The sequence below is a fragment of the Kitasatospora sp. NPDC001159 genome, from assembly GCF_053598235.1.
This window is the reverse complement of sequence record NZ_JBSFJV010000059.1, coordinates 30459-52528: the sequence shown is the minus strand read 5'-3', so window position 1 is coordinate 52528 and position 22070 is coordinate 30459. Positions and strand designations below refer to the sequence as shown.

Below are 22070 nucleotides of genomic sequence, written 5' to 3'. Positions count from 1 at the left end.
TGCTACGACCCCGCCACCCATCAAGCCAACAACAAGATCAACAGGCCCGCCGAGACGGCCCTGGCGGCATAGGGGTTGACTCAGGAAACTCATCGCACCTTCTCCCCCACCCAACGGGCCAGTTCCAGCGGGCTCAGTGCCGCCACGGGCATTCCGGCCGCGACCAGTTGGCCCGCGACCGCCTTGCAATAGCGGGCCGTCCCGGTGTCGTCCAGCGCCGCGCAGCCGAGCAGGTGCACACCGGAATCCACCAGCGCCCGGGTCTGGGCCAGCAGCCCGGTGACCGGGCCGCCCTCCTCGAAGTCGCTGACCACCGCGACCAGCGTCCGGGACGGCACCGTCACCAGCTCCCGCGCGTAACGCAGCCCGGTCGCGATGCTGGTACCGCCGCCGACCCGCACCTCCAGCAGCAGGCTCAGCGGATCCGCCACCCGCTCCGTCAGATCGAGGACCTCGGTGGAGAACGCGACGAAGTGGGTGCTCAACGAGGGCACCCCCGCCAGGATCGAGGCGGTCAGCGCCGCCCAGACCGTGGAGGCCTCCATCGACCCCGAGACGTCCACCACCAGGATCAGCCGCCAGTCGTTGGCCTGCCGCGCCCTGGTCCGGAACACCGGGCGCTCCGGCACGATCAGCGTGCCGGTGCCGTCCGGCGCGGGACGGGCGGTGGCGAGGTTGGCCCGGATGGTCCGGTCGAGGTCCAGCCCCCCGCCCGGGCGCCGGGACGGCCGCGGCAGGCTGATCCCGGTCAACGCCGGGCGCAGCCTGGTCGCCAACTCACGGCTCAACTCGTCCACCAGACGCCGCACCAGCGGCCGCAGCCGGGCCACCCGCGCCTCGGGCAGACCGCCCGCGTGATCGAGCACGGTACGCAACAGCTCGACGGACGGGCGGACGGCGGCCGGGTCGATCGCATCCAGGACGTCGGTCCGGCCGCTCGCGACGGCGGCCGCGAGGACCTCCTCCCGGACACCCGGGCCGAACAGCGCCTCCAACTCCTCGGCCCACTCGCGCACGCCGGGGAACGGTGCCTCACGGCCCCCTCCCCTGCCACTCCTGCCGTCGAGGCCGGGGCCGGAACCCTCGCCGTGGCCGCTGCCGTACAACTCGTCGAGCGCAGTGGCGAGTCGGGCGCAGCGGCCGCTCAGGCCGTCGTTTCCGGGGCGCCCGAGCAGCAGGCGCCAGCGCTCGGCGGGGGTGAGGGTGCGCCGCTCAGGGTGCGGCGACCGTTCGACGGGGACCGGGGCCGGCTCCGGCTCGGTGTGTCGGGGTTCGGGTGGCAGCAGGCCGCGACCGGCGAGCGCATGGCGGGCGACCAGGTCCGCGCGGACCCAACGCGCCACCAGGGCCGGGTCGGTCTGCTCGGGCAGGGCGGTGAGCCGGGTGCCCAGGCGTTCCTCGACCAGGATCAGCAGCCGGTCCCGGGCGGCCGGGCTGAGCGTGTCGAAGCCGCCGCGAAGTGCGGGCAACCGGTCCAGGAACGCGGTGTCCGGCAGCGAACCGACCCGCTCCAGCACGGGTTCCAGCGCCTCGGGCGCGCTGTCGAACAACCCCTCCGCCGCGGTCAACAGCCCGATCAGCGCTCGCCCGAGCACATGCCGCGTCCGCACGTCGGTCGCGCCGTCCACCCAGGACGCGACCCGCCCGCCGAACACCTCCGCCGGCTCCTGCCCGAGCAGCACCCGCACCGCCCCGGCCGCCCCGCGCACCAACGGACTCCCCCGCTCAGCGAGTTCGCCGAGCACATAGCCCAACCGGACCCCACCCAGGCGGTCCGCCCGCCGCGCCAACTCCACCAACGCCCGCGCGTCCGCCGGGTCGTCCGACCCGCCCATCCCCTCCAACTGCCGCACCGCAGCGACAGTCAGCACCTCCTGGGCGGCCGTGAACTGCCCGCCACCGGACGAAGGCGCGGCGGACGGCACGGCTCCCGACGGGAGCACGGCGACAGCCGCTGCGACCCCGGCAGGAGGCAAGACTCCGAGCGGAGGCGCATCAACAGGCAGCACACCCGCGACCAACGGCAACGCCGCAGCCAACACTCCGTCACCCGCACCCGCACCCGCACTCGCACCGACAGGCGCCAGGCCTTCGGCGCCGCCCTGACCGCTTGCAGGCGTCGCATCGACACCCGCGAGGGGCTCTGCCGCCGCGGTGGCACCCGGGAAGTGGCCGGCGGTGAGGCGGTCCAGGAGGGTGAGGGCGTCGAGGAGGTCGGGGAGGGTGGCGGAGGTGGGGAGGGTGGTGGTGAGTTGGGTGAGGCGGGTTGCGGTGAGGGTGGGGAGGGCGCAGGAGGCGGCGGCGGTGAGGCCGTCGATGATCTCGCGGGGGGTGGGGTCGTCGTTGAGGTGGGTGCGGAGGATGCCCTCGGCCGCCTGGTCCGGGGTGACGCCGCGGGTGGCGGCGACGGTGAGCATGGCGGCGGTGGCGGGGGTCCAGTGCAGGCGCCAGCGGGTGCCGAGGGTTTCAGTGCCGCCGGGGCCGGTGGTGGGAACGGGGTCGGCGTAGGGGACGCCGCAGGTGGTGAGGCGGTGGAGGAGAATCTCGCGGCGGCGGTCGAGGGGGCTGCGCAGCGGGTCGAGGCGCAGTTCCCGCGGGCCGGGGTCGGTGGGGCCGGGGAGGCCGAGTTCGGCGAGGAGGGCTTCGACGGCGGGGGTGAGTCCGCTGCGCGGGGCTGCGGGGGTGGGGCGGCCGGTGCGGGTGCCGATCAGGACCTCTTCGAGGGCCCGGGCGACGGCCCGGCCGCGGCCGAGGGGTTCGCCCTGGGCGAGGACGGTCTGGACGGCTTCGACGAGTTCGCCGCGGCCGGGGGCGGCGTGGCCGCGCAGGCGGGCGAGGTCGCCGGCCAGGCGGACGATCTCGCGGGCGTCGGCCGGACCGGAGGGGTGGTCCTGGGTGCGCAGGGCGGCGCAGATCCGGACGGCGGTGGCGGTGAGCGCCTCGGTGAGGCGCTCGGGGTCGCCGCCGGCGTCGAGGACGGTGTGCTGCCATTCCGGGTCGCGGATGCCCGCCGGGTAGCCGGAGCGCGCGTCGAGCAGCGGGTAGGTGTACGGGATCAGGGAGAGGACGTGTCCGGGGTCTTCCGGGCCGGGCGGTTCCTCGGCGGCGGTCGGTCCGTCCAGCAGGGCCGGGGCGTGGAAGGCGCCGACGACGACGGCGATCCGGCGCCCGCCGGCCGAGGCGTCCCGGATACGGGCGCGCATCCAGGCCTCGCGGCGCACGTCGTACGGGTCGACACCGGGGCCGTGTTCGGCGTCGTGTCGCAGCGCCCAGCCGACCAGGAGGGCGGCTCGCCGGACGGCCTCGGCGGTGGAGCCGGGCGCGGCGGTCTCGACCAGGCGGTCCCAGAGGTCCTCGTCGGAGTCCCGGCCGGTGAGGCGGTGGCGCAGCGCGTCGACCACCCCGGGGGCGTCGGGCCTTCCGACCGGTCGTGCGCCCCGGGCGGCGGCCCGGTGGGCGAGCGGGAGGTCGCAGGCGATGGCCTCGACGCCGTTGCGCCGGGCCCAGCGCAGGGCGACGAGTTCCGGGGAGAACTCGGCGAAGGGGTAGAAGGCCGGGCCGGTCGACTCCTCGGGGCCGACCGGGGCGGCCGCGAGGGCGACCGGGGCCTCGGTGGCGTCGTCGGCCAACCAGTCGAGCCAGGGCTGGAACTCGGCGGGCAGTTCGACCAGTACCGCCTCCGGCCGGGCGGCGTCGAGCAGCGCGGGGAGGACCGCGCTCAGGGACGGCGCGTGGTGGCGCACGCCGATCAGGTAGGGCCCGGGGCGGTCGGTGCCGGAGCCGGCCAGCCGCTCCGTCTCGGTCCGCACGTCCGGACCGGCGTCGATCGCGCCGACGCCGTCCGGGGCTGGCTTCACCGCGCTGCTCGTCATCGTCAGGCCTCCAGCGCCGAGCGGAGGTCCCACAGGGTGCGCCAGGTGGCGGCGCCCTGTTCTGCGCGGCGGCGGACCGGGCCGTCCCAGTAGCCGAGCAGGCGGGCCGCGTCGGCCGGGTCGTCCTTGCGGACGACGCCGAGGAGTTGGCCCGGCAGCCGGCCGAGGAGGTCGCCGCCGTCGGGCAGGTAGGCGGCGGTGACGCCGAGCGCGGTAGCGACCGAGACGGCTTCGGCGGTGCTCAACACGGTGGAGGGGCGCTCGACGTCCCAGCCCTCGGTGGAGCGGCCGGTGCGCAGGTCTCGGAAGGCGGTGACCAGGGCCTCCAGGACGGTGTCGTCCACGGCGTAGCCGGCACCGGCCCGCGCGACGGCGGCGGTGGACTGGCGGCGGACCAGCTCGACCTCGGCGGCGAGGCTGCCGATCGGGCCGACCGTCTCGAAGTTGAACCGCCGCTTGAGGGCCGCGGACATCTCGCTGACGCCCTTGTCCCGCAGGTTGGCGGTGGCGATCAGGGTGAAGCCGGCGGCGGCGTGCAGCTGACCGTCCGGGCTACCGGCCAACTCGGGTACGGCGATGCGGCGTTCGGAGAGCAGGGAGACCAGGGCGTCCTGCACCTCGGGCAGGCAGCGGGTCACCTCCTCCACCCGGGCGACCGCCCCGGCGGTCATCGCGGTGAGCACCGGGGAGGGCACGAGGGCCTCGCGACTGGGGCCCTTGGCGAGCAGCAGGGCGTAGTTCCAGCCGTACTTGAGCTGGTCCTCGGTGGTACCGGCGGTGCCCTGGACGGTGAGCGCGCTGGTGCCGCAGACGGCGGCGGCGAGCAGTTCGGAGAGCATGGACTTGGCGGTGCCGGGCTCGCCGACGAGCAGCAGGCCGCGCTCCCCGGCGAGGGTGACGACGCAGCGTTCGACCAGCGCGCGCTCGCCGACGAACTTCGGCTCGATGGCCAGGCCGCGACGCCCGGCCTTGAGCTTCTCTCCGTCGCTGCCCATGACGAAGGTGACGACGGCGCGCGGGGTCAGGCGCCAGCCGGGCGGGCGCGGGCCGCTGTCGTGGGCGGCCAGGAACTCCAGTTCGGCGGCGTACTTCTCCTCGGGCGGGACGATCTGCCGTACGGGGCCAGTGGTGTGGGGGCCAGTGGTGGTCTCGGTGGCAGTCATCGGCGGGCCTTCCTGCGCTTGCTGGTCTGGAGCTCTTCGTAACCGGGGGCGTCGCCGTCGAGGGTGCGCTGCCACGCCTTGGCGAACAGCTCGGGGACGGTCAGCTGCGCCAGCACCGGCCGGTGGTAGGTGGGCAGTTCGTACAGGGCGGCCTTCCAGATCTCGACCGGCAGGGCGGGGGCCTTGGCCTCCAGCCAGCCGCCGGGCAGGAAGAGGCTGCGGCCGGCCCGGGCCCGCTTGGCCTCCAGCACCAGGCCGCTGACGGCGAGTTCGGCGCGGGCGCGCTTGAGCCTGGCGGGCTTCCAGCCGGTCCAGCGGGCCGTGTTGCGGTCGGTGGGGTCGGGCAGGGCGAGCAGCTGGAGGTAGAGCGCGGCCGCGTCCTCGCCGAGCCCGTGGGTGATCGCCGCCTCGGCGACCAGGTCGGGGACGGTGAGCTGCGGGTTCTGCAACCAGGCCGGGCCGTCGGCCGCGGTGGCGATGGTGGCGGCAGCGACCGCGAGGCGCTCCGGTTCGCCGCGCAGGATGCACTCGATGGCGGCCCGCCCGCTGTCGAACCAGTGGTTGCTGCCCAGCCCGCCGAGCAGGTCGAGCACCGGGTCGTCGGGGCCGGTGAGTCCGGCCGGGCGCAGCCAGACCCGCTCGTACTCCCCGTGGTAGGGCGTCAGGACGACGGCCTGTCCGCAGCGGACCAGGCCGTCCCGGTCGGCTCCGCCCTCCGCCGGCAGGCCGAAGTAGGTGCGCACGAGTGCCGACATCGGCCCGCCCTTGGGGGCATAGACGAGGTGGAAGTCGAGCAGCAGTCCGGGGTCGGTGAGGCGGGTCTGCAGCGCGGCGGCCGCCCGGGGCAACAGCGCACGCAGGGGACTGTCGGCGGACAGGTGGTAGGCGAGCCAGCGCAGGGCGTCGAGGGTCTGGTGGAGGGCGCCGGCGTCGGGTACGGCGGTCGGGTCCTCGGCGAGCAGTTGCGGCGTGCCCTGGCTGGCGTCGCCGAACTTGAAGGCGGTGGTGCCGGTCAGCCAGGGGGTGTGGGCGGGGTTGAGCACCGCTTCGATGCGGCTGATCGGCACGCCCTTGACACCGGCCTGGGCGTCCTCGGGGAGGGTGACGAGCCGGCCGAAGTGGCGGATCCAGGCCTCGGCCCCGGCGGCGAGGTCGGGGCCCTCGGTCCACAGTCGCTTGGGGTCGTCGGTGGGCAGCAGGGCGCCCCAGACGTCGGCGAGGGCGTTGTGGTCGTGGCCGCGCAGCCAGTCGCGGGCGGCGATGACCTCCGCGGTCTTGAGGCCGTACTCGGCGGGCACGGCGGCCTTGCCCCGCTGGAAGAGGGTCGGCGGCGGGCTGAGCAGCAGGGCGGCGCGAGTGGTGCCGATGCCGGTGAGTTCGGCGAAGGCGGCGGCCCGCTCCGGGGCCCAGGGGACGGCGCCGCGCAGGGCGGCGACCCGCCAGAACTTGGCGATCCAGGCGGCGCTGACCCGCTCCTCGGTGCCGCGCTCCTCGACGGTGGTGAAGTGTGCGACGGGGCCGAACTTCCCGCTCGGGTCGTGGTCGGCGGCGAGCCACTGGACCGTGCCGTCGACGCTGTGGCTGCGGTGGCCGAGGATGACGACGGTGCGTTCGCCGTGGCGCAGCACCTCGCCCTGGCGGAAGGTCACCGGTCCCGCGGTCTTGGCGCGATCGTCCGTCTCGGCGAGGACGATCTCGCGCAGGGTGGTGCCGCGGTCGGCGAGCGGGCCCTTGGTGAGCTCGCCGAGCAGCAGGACGAGCGTGGAGCGGTGGGCCGGTTCGGTGAGCGGGGCGGTGATGGCGTGGGCGAGGATGTCCAGCCGGCCGAGCAGGTGCAGCCAGCCGTGGTTGGCGTCGCCCCCGCGCAGGGTGACGGTGGCCGGGGTGCTCCAGCCCTCGCCGCTCGCGGCGGGCGGGGCGGCGAGCACGCCGCTTACGGTGCGCAGGTTGTTGAGCACCCAGTAGCGGTCGTCGGTGCCCCAGCTGCCGCCGAAGCCACCGGTTCCGGGCAGGACGGCGCCGACGGCGTCGCGCAGTTCGTGGTCACGGCCGTGGGCGGGCCGGTACTCGGCGACCTCCGTCGTGCTCGGGCTCTCGGCCTCGGGCTGCGGCACGAAGCGGGCGATCCGGTCGAGCAGGTCGGCGGCGGCGCGGGCGAGCCCGGCGACGCCGGCCAGCAGCAGTGGGTGGCTGATGCCGGGCAGCAGCTCGCCGACCGCCCGGACGGGCAGGCTGCGGCGGGCACTCTCGTGCTGGGCGACCTGACGCCGGACGCCCTGGACGGTGATCCAGAGTCGCTCGTCCTCCGGCTTCGGCTGGACGTCGACGGGCCAGGCGGCGTCGATCAGTGCGGCGGCCTGCTCGGCGTCGACGGTGCGCAGGACGCGCGAGCCGGCCTCGTCGCGGGGCCGCAGGGCGTGCCAGTGGTCGCGTGGCGGGACGAGCAGGGTGCCGGCGGCCGAGAGCCCGCCGGAGCGGCAGGAGCGCAGGTCGGCGGTGCGGTCGCAGGTGTCGGCGAGGTCGGGCAGGCAGAGGGAGAAGGAGTCGCCGGTCGGGTCGACGACGACCGGGCGGGCGTCGCCGGGCAGGGCGAGTCGGCCAACCGGGCCGTAGACCCGACGGTTGCCCGTCAGCGGCAGGACGATGCACTGCCCGTCGGCGGTGAAGGTGGTGACGGCCCGCCCGGGGTCGATCCGCTCCCAGCTGCCGAGCACCGTGCCGTCGGTGCCGAACGGGGTCTGCTCCAGGCCGGGCAGCAGCGGCAGCAGTCGGGGGCTTCCGTCGGCGAGTCGGCCGGCGGCGGCGGTGGCGGCGATCACGGGCGGTTCGGCGGCACGGCCGAGGGTGCCGGTGAGCGGGTCGAACTCGTGCAGGACGAGGCCCTGCCCGCCCGGGCGCGGCGTCCAGTAGCCCGTGCCGTCGCTGAGGACGCGGTGCTCGGCGGGCAGCCGGGTGTCGCCAGGGTGCAGCGGGCGCTCGCCGGTGGTGCGGCCGCCGCCGGGCAGGGGGAGGGACGGGGCGGCCGGCCGGCGTTCGCCGTAGTGGTGGCCGGCGATGATCTCGCCGCCGAGTGCGACGGTCTCGTCCGGACGGCTGGACCAGTAGCCGACCTGCTTGCCGTCCTGGTGGTAGGCGACCAGGAGTTCGCCGTCGACGAAGCGCAGCCGGGGCCGGTTCCACTTCTCCAGCTTGGGCAGGCGCAGGGTGTGCTCCAGCACGATGCCCTGGGGGCCGACCACCACGGCCTTGTCGAGGTGGGCGAGGATCAGGTTCGGCCAGGCGTCCTCGACGATCAGGCCGGTCAGGCCGGTGGTGCGGCAGCCGGGGGCGTCGTTCTTCCCGCCGGTCTCGGGGGTGTTGGGGTCGGCCGGGTCGGCGAGCTTGGCGAGCGCCTCTTCCAGGGCGGGCCAGCCGAGTTCGTCCAGGATGCCGGCGCCGAGCGCCCGGGCGAGCAGCGCGGCGACGTCGAGGGCGGCGATCCGCTCGGCGGCGGCCGGGGCGACCTCGCGGATGGCGGTGCGGTACTGGGTCAGCGAGCGGACCAGGTCGGCGGCGCCGGCCAGGCCGCGGGCTGCGGCCAGTTCGTCGGCTCGGTCCTCGGCCCATTCGGCGAACAGCTGGCGCATCAGCGGCAGCGCGGGCACCTGGCGCTTGACGGCCGTCTGCCACGCGGGCGGGGTGGCCTGCCGCAGCAGCGGCCGGAAGCGCGGGTCAGCGGCGACGGCAGCGAGGCGGGTGCTGTCGGAACCGCACTGCTCGACCCAGCCGCGCAGGTCGGGTTGGTCCCCGGGCGACGGGTCGGCGACCGGCACGCCGGCGGCCAGCAGCACGTCCAGCAGGTCGAGTCGGGTGTGACTGGCGCGGATGCCGGTGAAGAGGTCGACCGGGACTGCGTCGGCGCGCAGCCGCTCGGCCATCCGGCCGGCCATGGCGAGGGTGGCCGGGCAGCTGGGCCGGGCGCGCCAGCCGCGGGCGAGGTGGTGGCACCAGCGCTGGAGCCAGGCGGCGGCGGGCTCGGTGCCGTCCGCGCGGGGGCCGGTGAGCAGCTGCTCGGCGCCGGTCTCGGTGAGGACCTCGAGCCAGGCGGTGTCGTGCGGGGCCGCGTCGGAGCCGGCCGGGTCGGGCAGCAGCTCCAGCAGGCGGGCCCGGACGGCGGCGTCCTTCCGGCCGAGCGCGACCAGCGGGCCGTGCCAGGACTTCCAGAAGGCGGCGGGCGCCCGGTTGACCGCCGGTGATTCCAACAGCTCGGCGAGCAGGGCCTGTTCGTGCTCGGTGCGGTCCAGCCCGGCGGCCCGGATCAGCGCGCGTGCGTCCTCGGCGACCCCGGCGTACGGGGCCATGCCGGCCGCTGAGCGCTCGGTGCACAGCTGGCGGAAGCGCTGCCAGGCGGTCAGCGGATCGAGCCGCTGGGCGAGCTCCTTGACGTACTGGCGCAGGGACTTGACGGTGAGCGCGCCAGCCAGGGCGAACTCCAGGAAGACGGCGCGCAGCCGCTCCTCGTCCACGGTCAGGCTGTGGGTGCGCTCGGCCTCGCGGGCCTTGCCGAACCAGGCGGCGGCGTAGGTCTGGTTGCCGTGGGTGAGGAAGATCCGGCCGACCTCCTCGCAGAAGGTGGGCAGGAAGTGCGGCACGGCGCGGCCGAGCCTGACGGCGAGCTCCTCGAAGCCGTCCTTGGCGGCGCCGGGCTTGGACCCGGCCTGGCGGGCGAGCCGCTCCAACTCCTTGACCAGGGCCAGCGCGTGGTGTCCGTTGGCGGGGTCGTGGACCAGCGCCCAGGCGGGGAAGCCGAGCGCCTCCTGGCGGACCTGGCCGACCTCGGCGGGCTCCCCCTCGGGGGCGAGGCCGAGGAACTCCAGGGCGAGGTCCTCGGCCCGGCCGAGCGCGCCGGGGATCAGCCGGACGATCCGGCGGCCGTCCAGGGCTGGGTGGGCGTAGGCGCGGGCGGTCAGCACGTCGGCGGCGCTGCCGGGGCGGCCGGCGCCGGACAGGGTGCCGGGCGGGAGCACGGCCCCGGCGTCGAGCAGGGCCTCGGGCGTCGCGGTGCCCTGGTTCGGGACGGTGGTGGTCATGCGGCTTCCTCCCCTTCGATCGTGCGGCCCGCGTACAGGGCGGCGGCCATCCGCATGCCCTCCGACCAGGCCACCGGACCGACCTCGGCGAGCGGCAGGGCCCTGCCGTCGGAGCCCGCCCAGCTGAGCGCGCCGGTCTCGCAGGCGTCGTACTCGTAGTAGTCGCCGACCCATACCCGGGCCTCGACGGCGCGGCCGCCCTCGGTGATCGACTGCACGGCCGAGCCGCCCCGGACCCGGCAGCCGAGCCGGTTGCAGCGGCCGATCAGCTCGCGCAGTTCGCGGTAGCGACCGCCGGAGTAGGTGGTGACCTCGCTGCTGGCGGGCACCTCCTCGGGCCGCTGCCAGACCTCGCGGTAGAGCTGCTGGACGCGCTGGGTGACGCCGAGTTCGACGGCGAACTCGCGCAGCTCGTCGAGGTCCTGGAGCAGCACGGGGTGGGGTATCAGGATCTCGCCCTCGGTGAGGCGCACGGTGTCGCCGTCGAGGTCGACCAGGCCGAGGCCGCGCTCGGGGTCGGCTCCGCGCAGGAATCCGGCGACGGCGCCGTCCGGGCCGGTGACCACGAGGTCGCGCAGGACGACCTGCCAGGCCTCGTCCGGCCAGACGGCGGTGATCACGGCGGCGGGCACCGGCAGCGAGCGCACCATCCACCGCTCGACGTCCTCCTGGCAGCGCCGCTCGTGCGCGGCCAGCCACTCGGCGAGCTGCTTGAGCTGGGTGACCACCGGGTCGTCACCGAGCTTCGACGGCAGGGACTTGAGCTCGCGGCCCGCCGCGTTGCGGCACACCACCTTGCCCTCCCCGTCGAGCGCGACGCGGTACCCTCCCGCGCCCGTCTCCACCCATGCCACGGCCGTACTCCTCCCACCGGGAACGTCGTTCTGATCGCCGTCTGACCAGCGATGCGAGGAACGTAGCGAGGGGCACTGACAACGCGACGGGCGGGGTGGGAGGCGGGCGGTGGGGTACAGATTTCAAACCACTCGAACGGGCGGCCGAGCGACCGGGGAAGGGCAGGAGCGCGCAGCCGGGCGCCCGCCGCTCGCCGCCGAACAGCTGCGCCCGGCCCGCGTCTACCTCGAAGTCGGCCTCCAGGAGTGGATACTGCTCGCCCAGAACCGCCACCTGCACGATGCCCTCACCGCGCGCGGCTACGACCTCGAACGAGATGTGTGCCGTACCCGGCCCGCCAAGACGACGCACTGGAGGTGACGTCGTGGCTGCCGGTGCACCGATCGCCCGCCCGCTGGACGTGCGGTGGATCCACGGGTCCCCGTCCGCGAAGCACAACGCGGACCCGGACATCCAGGTCCACCCGTACGACGAGAACACCGTGATCCTGCGGCAGAACAAGGCGGTCCATTACGAGGCGCCGTTCCTGCTTCCTGCTCTTCGGGGCGGATCGGGCGGTGCTCATCGACACGGGGGCGACGGCCGAGGCCGAGTACTTCCCGCTGCGCGCGACGGTCGACGGCTTGGTGGCCGATTGGCTCACCCGCAACCCCCGGGACGTACCCCCTGCTGGTGCTCCACACCCACCCGCACGGCGACCACATCGCCGGCGACGCCAGTTCGCCGACCGGCCCGCGACCACCCTGGTCGGCGCCGATCTGCCCACGGCCTGGGCGTACTTCGGCTTCGACCGGGCCCCCGAGGCCACAGCCCACGTCGACCTCGGCGGCGGACGGGTGCTGGAGTGCCTGGCCCCCCCGGGACACCACGAGGCGGCGGTCACCTACTACGATCCGTGGACGGGCTTCCTGCTCACTGGCGACACTGTCTACCCCGGCCGGCTCTAAGGAGGTGAGCAGCGTCCGCCGGGTGCCGTCGACGGACTCGATGTCGCGGATGCGCAGTTCACGGTCGGCTGCGAGCAGGCTGCCGCCCGGCAGGTCGTCGTAGGTGTCGCGGTAGACCTCGGCGCGGCCGGGGCCGTAGGTGCCTTCCAACGTCCGGAGCATCAGGGAAGGTCGGCGCACCAGGGCCTTCAGTTCGGCCTCGATCATCCCGCCACCTCCGGAGTCGACCGACCGCGCGGCGAGACTACCGGTCCTCGGGCAGGTTGCTCGCGTAGATCCAGTCGAAGCCGTCACAGCCCGGGCCGTCCAGGTGTTCGGCCCGGCGCAGGCCGGCGCGCAGGGCGACGTGCTGGGAGGGGAGGTTCTCGGGGCGGATGCGGGCGATGAGCGGCAACTCGGGTACGGCGGAAGCAGACCACGCCACGACGGCCGTGGCCGCCTCGGTCGCGAAGCCCCGGCCCCACGCGCGGGGGTCGAAGCGGTAGAAGAGGTTGAGGATCGGCCGGCCCGCCAGCTCCATCGGCTTGATCCCGCAGAAGCCCAGCACCGCCGAGGCGCCGTGCGCGCGGACCGTCCAGTAGCCGTAGCCGCGTTCCTGCCACAGGGCGTCCCAGCAACCGTAGCGTTCCTCCGCCTCCGCCCGCGAGGCGAGCGCGTCCGAGGGGTTGTGGGCGCAGGCCGCCGGGTCGCGGTGGATCGCGAGGACGGCGTCGACGTCACGAACCGTGGGGCGCCGCAACGACAGCCGACGGGTGGTCAGTTCCCCGTGTCCGCTCATCCGGTGATCGTACGAGCCGGGTCAGTGCGCCGCCGCCGGGGGTGGGGTGAGCCCGGCGCAGCCGCGGAGGCCGTCGCGGCGCTTGAGGGCGGCCTCGGCGGGGGCGCCGGTGACCGGCTGGGGGATGCCCTTGTCGTCGATGGTGGCCGGGGTGAAGGCCTCGCCGGTCACCTTGCCGTCGGCGGTGAGGGTGAGGGTGGTGACGCCGGTCTCGTTGGAGTTGGGGTAGTTGGAGGTGCCGTACCAGAGGAAGTTGCCGAAGCCGTAGCCGACGTAGGTGGTGCCGAGCATGCCCGAGCCGACCATGGTGTGGGCGTGCGTGCCGACCACGGCGGTGGCCCCGGCGGAGGCGAGCTTCTTGGCGACGGCGGTCTGGGCGCTGGTCGGGCAGGCCTTGCCCTCCTCGCCCCAGTGCAGGTAGACGAGCACGACCGGCGCCTGCCGTTTGGCCGTCTCCACAGCCTTGACCAGCGCGGGGACGTCCAGCGCCGAGGCGATGCCCGGCTTGTCGGCACCGGCCCGCCACTTCTGGTTGGTGATGTCCTCGACCTGGCTGGCGGCGACCACCGCGACCTTCGCCCCGCGCACGGTGGTGACGTACGGGGCGTACGCCTCCTTGGCGTTGTGCCCGACGCCGAGCACCGGGATCGGCGAGGAGTCCTTGGCGGCGAGGGTGTCGGCGAGGCCGTCGGCGCCGAAGTCGACGGCGTGGTTGTTGGCCATCGAGACGATGTCGACGCCGGAGTCCTTGAGCACGGACAGCGCCTTGGGCGAGGTGCGGAAGGTGTACGTCTTCGGCTCCGGCGCGCCGCGGCCGGTGATCGCGGTCTCCAGGTTCAGGACGGACAGGTCGGCATCGGCGAGGGTGCGGGAGATCGGGCCGAGCGCCGGCTCGGGCGGCTGGACGGACAGCCGGGCCTCGGTGCGGCCCTCGAAGTGGACGTCCCCGGCGAAGGCGACGGTGATGCTGCCGTCCGGCCTGGGCGCGCCGCCCTTGGTGGGGGCCGGCACCGGCGCCGCCGTACCGGAGGGTGCACCGGCGGTCGTGGAGGGCGCAGCGGCCGCGGCACCCGAGGTGGACGCCGGGGCGGGAGCCGGGTCGTCCGGCCCGCAGGCGGCGACGGTGGTCAGCCCGACGAACAGCGCGACGGCGGCCGCGGCACGGCGCATGAGTGGTTCCCCCCGAGGACGACGCAAGAGCGGTCAGCCTACGCCACCGAATCGCCACCGCTTGAGCCCGCACCCACAACATTCCGGACACAAAGGCGCACCTATGGTCTCCACTCCCGCCCCGCCCCCTGGCCCGCCCCACTGGCCCCCTTGGCCCAATCCCCCGGGTCCACCCGGCCACCGCGTCCCTGGCGCCCCGGCCGGGCGGCGCGCAGCGTGGAGTGGAGGCGGCCGGTTCACACCGGAGGTGGTACGTGATGACCAGCAACCAATCCGCCAGCGACGGACACCAGCGCGTCGGCAACCACCCCGCCCCCGGCCGGCCGCGCCGGATCGTGGTCGGGATCGACGGGTCGCCGCCGTCCAAGGCGGCGCTGCGCTGGGCGGTCGGGCAGGCGGTGCTCACCGGGGCCACGGTGCACGCGGTGGCGGCCTGGGAGTATCCGTCGCTCTACGGCTGGTTCGCGCCGATGGTGGACGACGGCTTCGAGCAGGCCGCCCGCCGGACGCTGTCCGCCGAGGTCAACGAGGTGGTCGGCCTGGAGCGTCCGGTGAAGGTCCGGGAGAGCCTGGTGCTCGGCCACGCCGTCGAGGTGCTGCTGGAGGCGGCCGAGGACGCGGACCTGCTGGTGCTGGGCAGCCGCGGCCGGGGCGCCTTCGCCCGGACGTTGCTCGGCTCGGTCTCGACCCGCTGCGCGGTGCACGGGGTCTGCCCGGTGGTGATCGTCCGCGCCGACGGGACGGCCTCCGCACCGCCGCAGGAGGTGGCGACGGCCGAGCAGCAGGCCCCTGACGCCGTCCGCACCAAGGACTGGCGGCTCAGCCTGCACGTGGTCGAGGACCGCGACACCACCCGGGTGCACGCCGTCCTGGACGCCGACGGCAATGTGCTGCACAGCGACGCCCTGGCCCGCCGCAACCCCCTCGACACCCCGACCCCGGCGGTCGGCGACGAGTTCGCGGTCGGCCGCGCCCTGGTCGACCTCGGCCACCAGCTGCTGCGCGCCGGCGTGCACGACGCCACCGGTCCCGCCGAGGAGTGAGGTCACACGCCAGGAGTGAGCACCGACGGTGCGCGGTACACGCGGTAGGAGCGGTAGGAGATGCTGAACCGCCACGCCCACCCCACCCGCCGGAGCAACGCCCCGCCCATGGACACCCCACCCGTGAACCCCCCGCCCGCAAACCCCTCGTCGACGATCCCGCCGCCCGACCCCGACTTCAGCCCCGCCCAGCGCGCCCGCGGTCGCGCCCTGCGCCGCGCCCAGCTGCCGTGGGCGCTCGGCGGGCGCCTGGCCGGCCTCGCGCTGACCCTGCTGCTCGGCCTCACCCCGGCCGGCGCCGCCCTGGTCACCGCCACCGGCCGTTGGTTCGGCGGCTCCCGCACCGCCGCCGCCCTGGCCGGCGCGGCCACCCTGGTCCTGCTCGGCCAGGCACTGCAGCTGCCCTTCGGGGCCGGGGCGCGTTCCGTCCGGGCCCGGTACGGCCTGGTGACCCAGGGCTGGGCCGGCTGGGTACTGGACGTCCTGCGCGGGCTGGCGCTTACCCTGTTCCTCGTCCTCCCCCTCGCCCTCGGCCTGTTCGCCCTGACGGACTGGTCCCCGCAGCGCTGGTGGCTCCCGGCCGCGGGCGCGGCGGCGCTGCTGACCGCCGCCCTCTCGTTCCTCCACCCACTGCTGATCGAGCCGGTGTTCAACCGCTTCACCCCGATGCCGGCGGGTGGACTGCGCACCACTCTGCTGGCGCTGGCCGAGCGGGACGGCGTGCGGGTGCGGGACGTCCTGGTGGCGGACGCCTCCCGGCGGACCACCGCGCTGAACGCGTATGTCTCCGGGCTGGGCGCGACCCGCCGGATCGTCGTGTACGACACGTTGCTGTCGACCGCCGAGCCGCGCGAGGTGGAGCTGGTGGTGGCGCACGAGCTGGGGCACGTGAAGCACCGCGACGTGCCGCTCGGTACGGCGCTGGGCGCGGTCGGCGCGGCCGTGGCGGTAGCCGTCCTCGGCCTATTGGGCACCTGGCGCCCGCTGCTGGACGCCGCCGGGGCGAGCGACGCGGCCGATCCGCGGGCACTGCCGCTGCTGGCCGCACTGGCCGCGCTGATCAGCGCCCTGTCGGGCCCGGTGCAGTGCGCGGTGAGCCGCCGGATCGAGGCCAGGGCGGACCGGCACGCCCTCGAACTGACCGGGGATGCCGAGCAGTTCATCGCGATGCAGCGCAGACTGGCACTGGCGAACGTCTCCGATGTCGACCCGCCCCGGGTGCTTGAGCTACTCTTCGCCACTCATCCGAGTGCGACCCGCCGGATCGCGGCCGCCCGCGCCTGGCAGGCCGGACCCGGCCGGACGGCACGTGCGGCGGCGAGCGAAGCTGCGGATGAGGCCACAGGCGAGCCGCGCGCGACCCCGGGTAAATCCGTTGTATAGTGCAACAAATTCCCAGGAGGTAGGAACGCCGTGCCCGGCCGCCAGTCGTCCATCGACACCATCCAGCGCGAGCTGACCGCCTTCGCCCGCCGTGCCCGGCACAAGGCCTCGCAGCTGCACCCCGACCTCTCCCTGGTCACCTACAGCATCCTCGACCTGATCACCGAGCGCGGCGGCTGCCGGGCCGCCGACGTGGCCGCGCACTTCATGCTCGACAAGTCCACCGTCAGCCGCCAGGTCACCGCCCTGGAGAAGCTCGGACTGCTGCGCCGCGAGGCCGACCCGGACGACCAGCGCGGCCAGATCCTGCGCGCCACCGAGGCCGGACTGACCCTGCTGCGGGACGCCAACGAGCAGCGCCGGCTGTCCTTCACCTCCCGCTTCACCGACTGGTCCGACGAGGACGTCGCCCGCTTCGCCGCCTACCTGGCCCGCTACGGTCAGGAGGGCTAGCCACCCTGCCCTGCGGATCTCCGCCGGGTCCGCGACGCTCCCCCGGCCTTCGGCCGGGAGGCACCCCCAGGGCACGAGCGCACCTCGCCGCGGCCTGATCCGACAAGATCCACAAGACCGGCCTGGACCCCGGAGACGCCGTCGGGGGTGCGCCCCACCGCCCCGACGGTGTACAGAGGAGAGGTGCTCCTCCGGCAGCGTCCCGACAAGCCGCGTCCTCGCGCCCGCCGCCGCTCCTGGCGTCCCGACCGCCGCGTGTTGACGGCGCTGACGCTCGCGCTGATCGTCCTGATCGCCGTCGTCGACATCCTCGCCCCGCCGGAGATCCACCTCGGCCCGCTGCTGATCGTCGCCCCGGCCCTCACCGCCTCCTTCGCCGGTGCCCGGGCCACCACCGGGGTCGCCCTGATCGCCTTCGCCGCGCTGACCGTCATCGGCTCCGTCCGGGACAGCCTGACCAGCGCCAACATCGAGACCCAGCTGAGCGCCCAGGTCCTCGTGTCCGTACTGATCATCGGCCTGCGGGTGCTGCGCGACCGGCACGAACGCGAGCTGGCCCGGGTCCGCTCGGTCTCCGAGGCCGCCCAGCGGGTGCTGCTGCGCCCGCTGCCGGAGCGGATCGGGCCGCTGCACCTGGCCTCCGTCTACCTGGCCGCCGAGGCCGAGGCCCAGGTCGGCGGCGACCTGTACGCGGCCGCCCGCACCGCCACCGGCACCCGGCTGCTGGTCGGCGACGTCCGCGGCAAGGGCCTGTCCTCGCTCGGCGACGCGGCCCTGCTGCTCGGCGCCTTCCGCGCCGCCGCCCATCTGCACGCCGACCTGCCGGACCTCGCCGCCTACCTGGACGGCAGCGTCTGCTGGGACCTCGCCCAACTGGCCGAACAGTCACGGCAGGCCCGGCTGGCCCGCCACGCCCTTCACCCGGGCGCGCCCGACGCCGTCGACGAGGGCGGCGAGTCCTTCATCACCGCCGTCCTGCTCGACATCCCCGACGACGGCTCGATGGTCCGGCTGATCGACTGCGGCCACCCGCCCCCGCTGCTACTGCGCCCCGAGGGCATCACCACCCTCGTCGCCCGCCACCCGGCGCCCCCGCTCGGCCTCGGCGAACTCGCCCCGACGGAGTACCAGGTGGAGACCTTCGCGCTCCGCCCCGGCGACCGGCTGCTGATCTACACCGACGGGGTGATCGAGGCCCGCGACGCCCAGCATCGCTTCTACCCGCTCACCGACCGGGTCATCGCCTGGCAGGCCGAGCGCCCTACCGCCCTGCTGCACCGGCTGCGCCGCGACCTGCTCGCCCACGTCGGCGGGCGGCTGGACGACGACGCGGCGATGGTCGTGGTCGAGCGGCTGCCGTAGGAGCCGGGGTGCGCGGTGGTCCTCTCGGGCGAGCCCGGGGATCCGGTCCCGGTACGGTTCACGCCCACGCCCTGACCACCTTGGTCCGTACCGCCCGATCGTCCGGTCGGCGCCCGCACCCGGGCCGCAGTGCCGCTCCCGGGCCGGGAACCCGCGCCGGCGGTGCCGACAAGCCCCCGCCGCACACCATGGCCTCCCCCACCGGTGGCAAACGGGTCGTCAACTTCCGATCCCCGCCCTTGTTGTCGTGACCTTGCCCTCACTACCTTCGTCGGGCCCGCGCCGTCCGACCCCCTGGCGACCGCGGGCAACCCGACGCACTGCCCCAGGTTCACCCCCAGACCGCAGGAGGCACCCCGTTGCGCAATCGCAGACTGGCCCTGTTGCTCGGCCCGGCCCTGCTCGGCCTCTCCCTCCTCTCCCCCTCCTCCTCCGCCGCGACCGGGGGCCCGGCCCTGCCCCAGGGCCCCCAGCGCGACTCCGCCTACGCGGCGAGCCGGGCCGCCAACGCCGTCAGCAATGTCGAGGCGACCGCCGCCCGGACCAGTTGCTTCCGCCCCGAGGTGCCGTACACCGCCAACAGCGGGCCCGCCGAGGGCTACAGCGGTATGACGCCCTGCCCGGCGGGCGGTGCGACCACCGGTGAGGACACCGGCGCGGCGGGCCCGTACGCGACCCAGGCCGGCAGCAACCCGGGGTACCCGGCGGCGACGCCGATGCTGGTCAAGGGGCACTCGGAGTCGGACCTGCGGGTCGACCCGACCAATCCCGACCACCTCATCGGCGCCTCCAAGTGGGTGGTCAGCGCCGAGGGTTACAACCACCTGCTCGGCTTCTTCGAGTCCTTCGACGGCGGCCGCAGCTGGCCGGTGCAGGGCCACATCCCCGGCTACGAGGGCTGGACGGACAACACCGACCCGGTCGGCGCCTTCGACACCTGGGGCAACTACTACTCGCTGCTGCTGCCGTACCAGTTCGTCTACGACGCCGACGGCTCCCACGACTTCATGCCGGGCACCTCGCAGGAGGCCAACCCTGCCGTGCCGTCCCAGGCCATCTCGGTGTCGGTGCGTCCGCACGGCGCCACCACCGCCACCCAGTGGCTGACCACCCACGGCGGCCACCCGGACTACGTCGCGAGTTACGACAGCATCGGCAACGGTCCCGACAAGCAGTGGATCGCGATCGACACCAACCCCGGCAGTCCGCACCTGAACCGCATCTACGCGATGTGGGTGGACTTCCACAGCAAGACCGCGGTGCCGTACATCTCGTACGCGGACGCCCGCCCGGACGGCACCCACACCGACTGGTCGGCCCCGCAGGTGCTGCCCGAGCCGCCGAGCACCCCGCAGGGCGCCACCTACCTGCTGCCCCACGTCGCCCCGGACGGGACGGTGTACACCACCCTCACCAACTCCGACCCGGCGCACCGCTTCTGCTGCGACGCGATCCTCCTGGACGCCTCGCCCGACGGCGGTCGGACCTGGTCCACCGTGTCCAGCCTGCCGGGCACCATCACCCCGCCGCCCGGCTCGTACGCCAACACCACCTTCCGCGACGGCATCGAGGACACCTTCACCCTCGGCGACCAGCCGGTGAACGGCCACTATCCGCTGTACGTCGCCTACGAGGACTACGCCACCGGAGTGGTCAACGTGCTGCTGACCTCCTCCTACGACGGCGGCGCCAGCTGGAGCGACCCGATCCGGGTCAACGACAACACCGCCCCGGTGGACGAGTTCCAGCCCAACCTGACCACCGGCCCCGACGGCACGGTGAGCGTCGCCTTCTACGACCGGCGGCTCGCCTGCCCCGCCGCCGGCACCGCCGAGGCGCAGGCCGCCGGGCTCGCCCTGGACACCGCCAACCCCAAGCACCCCGGCGCACCCTACGGCGCGGCCAACTACTGCGTGGACACCAGCGTCCAGTTCTACGGCCCGACGCTGAACCCGCTGGGCCACAACCTCCGCCTCAGCGCCCATTCCTTCGACCCGCAGCTCGACGCCCCGGTCGAGGGCTCGGACGCCTTCATCGGTGACTACTTCGGCAACACCATCGGCGGCACGACGGACTACACGACCTCGGTGACCACCTACGACGACGGCACCAACCCGGCCCACCTGCAACAGCAGCAGGTCACGGCGGTGGCGGTCCCGCGCCACTGACCCGGGCCCACCCGAACGCCTGGCCCCCGGCGTCCGCCGCACCGGGGGTCAGGCCATTGGTTCAGGCACGGATTTCGTGAAGTCGATCGTGCTTCCGTGCGCCGGTGACGCTCCGTCATCTCACGGTGGAAGCTGACCGCGTGTGAGGAGATATCCGTTCTGCTCCCGCATCTCGCGGGGATGCGGGTCGAGTGCATGGAGGTACGGGACGGCCTCGTGGTGATCGAAGCATCGACACCGGAGGACGTGCTCATGCCGTGTCCCGGCTGCGGGACACGGTCCGGCCGGGTGCACAGCCGGTACGGTCGACGGCTGGCGGACGCGCCGTGCGGCGGCCGAGGCGTTGTGATCGAACTGTCGGTCCGCCGGCTGTTCTGCGACAACCGCGAGTGCCGGCGGGTGACCTTCGTCGAGCAGATAGACGGGCTGACCTGCCGCTACGGCCGCAGGACACCCGTCCTGCAGCGGCTGCTCAGCGCGCTGGGCGTCGTCCTGGCCGCCCGCGCCGTCGTCCGCCTGGCCCTGCTGCTCGGCGTCACGGTCAGCCGGATGACCGTCCTGCGCCTGGTCATGGCACTGCCGGACCCCGCCTGGACGACCCCGCGCGTGCTCGGCATCGACGAGTTCGCCACCAGGAAGGGCCGCCGCTACGGCACCATCCTGGTCGACTGCGAGACCCACCAACCCCTCGACCTGCTGCCCGACCGCAACGTGAACAGCGTCGCCGCGTGGCTGCGCGAGCACCCCGGCGTCGAGATCATCTGCCGCGACCGCGCGACCGTCTTCGCCGACGGCGCCCACACCGGCGCCCCGAACGCCCAGCACTGCGCGGACAAATGGCACGTCTGGCACAACCTCGGCGAGGCCGTCGAACGCCTCGTCTCCCGCCACCGCTCCCTCCTGCGCGACCTTGTCGAACCCGCGCCCGAACCCGAGCCGCCCGAGCTGGTGCCTCCACCGATCGAGACGATCGAAGCCGTGGATGCACCGCCCGAGCCCTACCCGCAGGGGAAGTTCCTCGACCGGCTCCGCGACACCCACGCCGCCGTCCGCGCTCACGTCGAACAGGGCCTGAGCCTGCGCGAGACCGCCAGGCGCCTCGGCCTCGGGCGCAACACCGTCCGCAAGTACGCCCGCGCCGCCAGCCCCGAGGCCATGCTGCACGGCCAGTGGCAGAACCGGACCAGCAAGCTCGACCGGTTCAAGCCCTACCTCGACCAGCGCATCGCCGAGGGCTGCACGAACGTGTCCCGGCTCCACCGCGAGCTGCAAGAACGCGGGGCGCACTGCAGTTACAGCACCCTGCGCGACTACGTTCGGCCGCTCCGTCCCGACCGGGCTGCCGGGAGCACGCCGCCGATCGCCCGTCCGCCCTCACCCCGCCAAGCCACCGGCTGGATCATGAGCCACCCCGACCACCTACGTGAGGACGACCAACAGCAGCTCAAGACCCTGCTGGCCCGCTCACCCGAACTGACGGCCGCCGCCGGACACGTCCGCACCTTCGCGACCATCATGACCAACCGCGAAGGAGGTCGGCTTCGACATTGGATCGCTGACGTCTGCGCAGACGAACAGGCCGGGCTGGCCGGCTTCGCCGCCGGACTGCTCCCCGACCTCGACGCCGTCGTCTACGGCATGAGCACCGACTGGTCATCCGGCCCAGTCGAAGGCCGCGTAAACGGCCTGAAGGCGCTCAAGCGCAGCATGTTCGGCAGAGCGAAGCCACCGCTGCTGCGCAAGCGGCTCCTCCTGACCGCGGCCAGCCGACGACCACCCGTGTGACCGAGCGCGCTAATTTGCGGAC

Annotated in this window: 14 protein-coding genes; 8 read left to right on the top strand and 6 right to left on the bottom strand. The window is 74.4% G+C overall.

All coding sequences use genetic code 11. The annotated features are described in order from the left end of the window. Window positions 1-89: 89 nt before the first annotated feature. From ACWC9T_RS26655 to ACWC9T_RS26640, 4 genes are read right to left on the bottom strand one after another with little or no spacing between them, the layout of a single operon-like run. On the bottom strand, window positions 90-3872 hold the full coding sequence (locus ACWC9T_RS26655; RefSeq protein ID WP_449823578.1) for a vWA domain-containing protein: 3783 nt from the start codon (window positions 3870-3872) through the stop codon (window positions 90-92). A gap of 2 nt (window positions 3873-3874) precedes the next feature. Continuing rightward, entirely contained in the window at window positions 3875-5035 is a 1161-nt protein-coding gene (locus ACWC9T_RS26650) for an ATP-binding protein (RefSeq protein WP_449823577.1), read from the bottom strand. Further along, window positions 5032-10104, bottom strand: coding sequence for a hypothetical protein (locus ACWC9T_RS26645; protein WP_449823576.1), 5073 nt, complete (start codon window positions 10102-10104; stop codon window positions 5032-5034). The genes ACWC9T_RS26650 and ACWC9T_RS26645 overlap by 4 nt, the downstream gene beginning before the upstream one ends. Continuing rightward, a complete protein-coding gene (locus tag ACWC9T_RS26640; protein ID WP_449823575.1) occupies window positions 10101-10958 on the bottom strand; it encodes a DUF4132 domain-containing protein in 858 nt (285 codons plus the stop codon). Before ACWC9T_RS26640 ends, ACWC9T_RS26645 begins: the two co-directional genes overlap by 4 nt. Window positions 10959-11067: 109 nt before the next feature. Between ACWC9T_RS26640 and ACWC9T_RS26635 the strand changes: the two genes are divergently transcribed. Both ACWC9T_RS26635 and ACWC9T_RS26630 read left to right on the top strand, forming a co-directional pair. Further along, a complete protein-coding gene (locus ACWC9T_RS26635) occupies window positions 11068-11319 on the top strand; it encodes a hypothetical protein (protein ID WP_449823574.1) in 252 nt (83 codons plus the stop codon). 197 nt (window positions 11320-11516) lie between these two features. After that, a complete protein-coding gene (locus ACWC9T_RS26630) occupies window positions 11517-11906 on the top strand; it encodes a hypothetical protein (RefSeq protein ID WP_449823573.1) in 390 nt (129 codons plus the stop codon). A 244-nt stretch (window positions 11907-12150) separates the two neighbouring features. Here ACWC9T_RS26630 and ACWC9T_RS26625 read toward each other — a convergent pair whose 3' ends face one another. Both ACWC9T_RS26625 and ACWC9T_RS26620 read right to left on the bottom strand, forming a co-directional pair. After that, entirely contained in the window at window positions 12151-12684 is a 534-nt protein-coding gene (locus tag ACWC9T_RS26625; protein WP_449823572.1) for a GNAT family N-acetyltransferase, read from the bottom strand. Between the two features lie 21 nt (window positions 12685-12705). Then, entirely contained in the window at window positions 12706-13854 is a 1149-nt protein-coding gene (locus tag ACWC9T_RS26620) for a CapA family protein (RefSeq protein WP_449823571.1), read from the bottom strand. Between the two features lie 257 nt (window positions 13855-14111). On the opposite strand from ACWC9T_RS26620, the gene ACWC9T_RS26615 reads away from it, so the two are divergent. The 6 genes from ACWC9T_RS26615 to ACWC9T_RS26590 all read left to right on the top strand — a co-directional run bounded on the left by ACWC9T_RS26615 (window position 14112) and on the right by ACWC9T_RS26590 (window position 22048). Then, complete coding sequence (locus ACWC9T_RS26615; protein WP_449823570.1) at window positions 14112-14897, top strand: universal stress protein; 786 nt, start codon at window positions 14112-14114, stop codon at window positions 14895-14897. A 60-nt stretch (window positions 14898-14957) separates the two neighbouring features. Continuing rightward, entirely contained in the window at window positions 14958-16280 is a 1323-nt protein-coding gene (locus ACWC9T_RS26610) for a M48 family metalloprotease (protein ID WP_449823569.1), read from the top strand. Between the two features lie 30 nt (window positions 16281-16310). After that, on the top strand, window positions 16311-16733 hold the full coding sequence (locus ACWC9T_RS26605; RefSeq protein ID WP_355670512.1) for a MarR family winged helix-turn-helix transcriptional regulator: 423 nt from the start codon (window positions 16311-16313) through the stop codon (window positions 16731-16733). 255 nt (window positions 16734-16988) lie between these two features. Then, window positions 16989-18095 carry a PP2C family protein-serine/threonine phosphatase gene (locus tag ACWC9T_RS26600; RefSeq protein WP_449823582.1) on the top strand — a complete coding sequence of 369 codons (1107 nt, stop codon included), beginning with the start codon at window positions 16989-16991 and terminating at the stop codon, window positions 18093-18095. Between the two features lie 359 nt (window positions 18096-18454). Further along, entirely contained in the window at window positions 18455-20263 is a 1809-nt protein-coding gene (locus tag ACWC9T_RS26595; protein ID WP_449823568.1) for a hypothetical protein, read from the top strand. Window positions 20264-20443: 180 nt separating this feature from the next. Beyond that, window positions 20444-22048: an ISL3 family transposase gene (locus ACWC9T_RS26590; protein WP_449823567.1), complete on the top strand. Its 1605-nt coding sequence runs from the start codon at window positions 20444-20446 to the stop codon at window positions 22046-22048. Window positions 22049-22070 lie beyond the last annotated feature (22 nt).

Excerpts from the sequence above, each read along its gene's own strand:
- ACWC9T_RS26655 (WP_449823578.1), bottom strand. The coding sequence starts at position 3,872 with ATGACGAGCAGCGCGGTGAAGCCAGCCCCGGACGGCGTCGGCGCGATC.
- ACWC9T_RS26650 (WP_449823577.1), bottom strand. The coding sequence starts at position 5,035 with ATGACTGCCACCGAGACCACCACTGGCCCCCACACCACTGGCCCCGTA.
- ACWC9T_RS26645 (WP_449823576.1), bottom strand. The coding sequence starts at position 10,104 with ATGACCACCACCGTCCCGAACCAGGGCACCGCGACGCCCGAGGCCCTG.
- ACWC9T_RS26625 (WP_449823572.1), bottom strand. The coding sequence starts at position 12,684 with ATGAGCGGACACGGGGAACTGACCACCCGTCGGCTGTCGTTGCGGCGC.
- ACWC9T_RS26620 (WP_449823571.1), bottom strand. The coding sequence starts at position 13,854 with ATGCGCCGTGCCGCGGCCGCCGTCGCGCTGTTCGTCGGGCTGACCACC.
- ACWC9T_RS26615 (WP_449823570.1), top strand. The coding sequence starts at position 14,112 with ATGACCAGCAACCAATCCGCCAGCGACGGACACCAGCGCGTCGGCAAC.
- ACWC9T_RS26610 (WP_449823569.1), top strand. The coding sequence starts at position 14,958 with ATGCTGAACCGCCACGCCCACCCCACCCGCCGGAGCAACGCCCCGCCC.
- ACWC9T_RS26590 (WP_449823567.1), top strand. The coding sequence starts at position 20,444 with ATGCGGGTCGAGTGCATGGAGGTACGGGACGGCCTCGTGGTGATCGAA.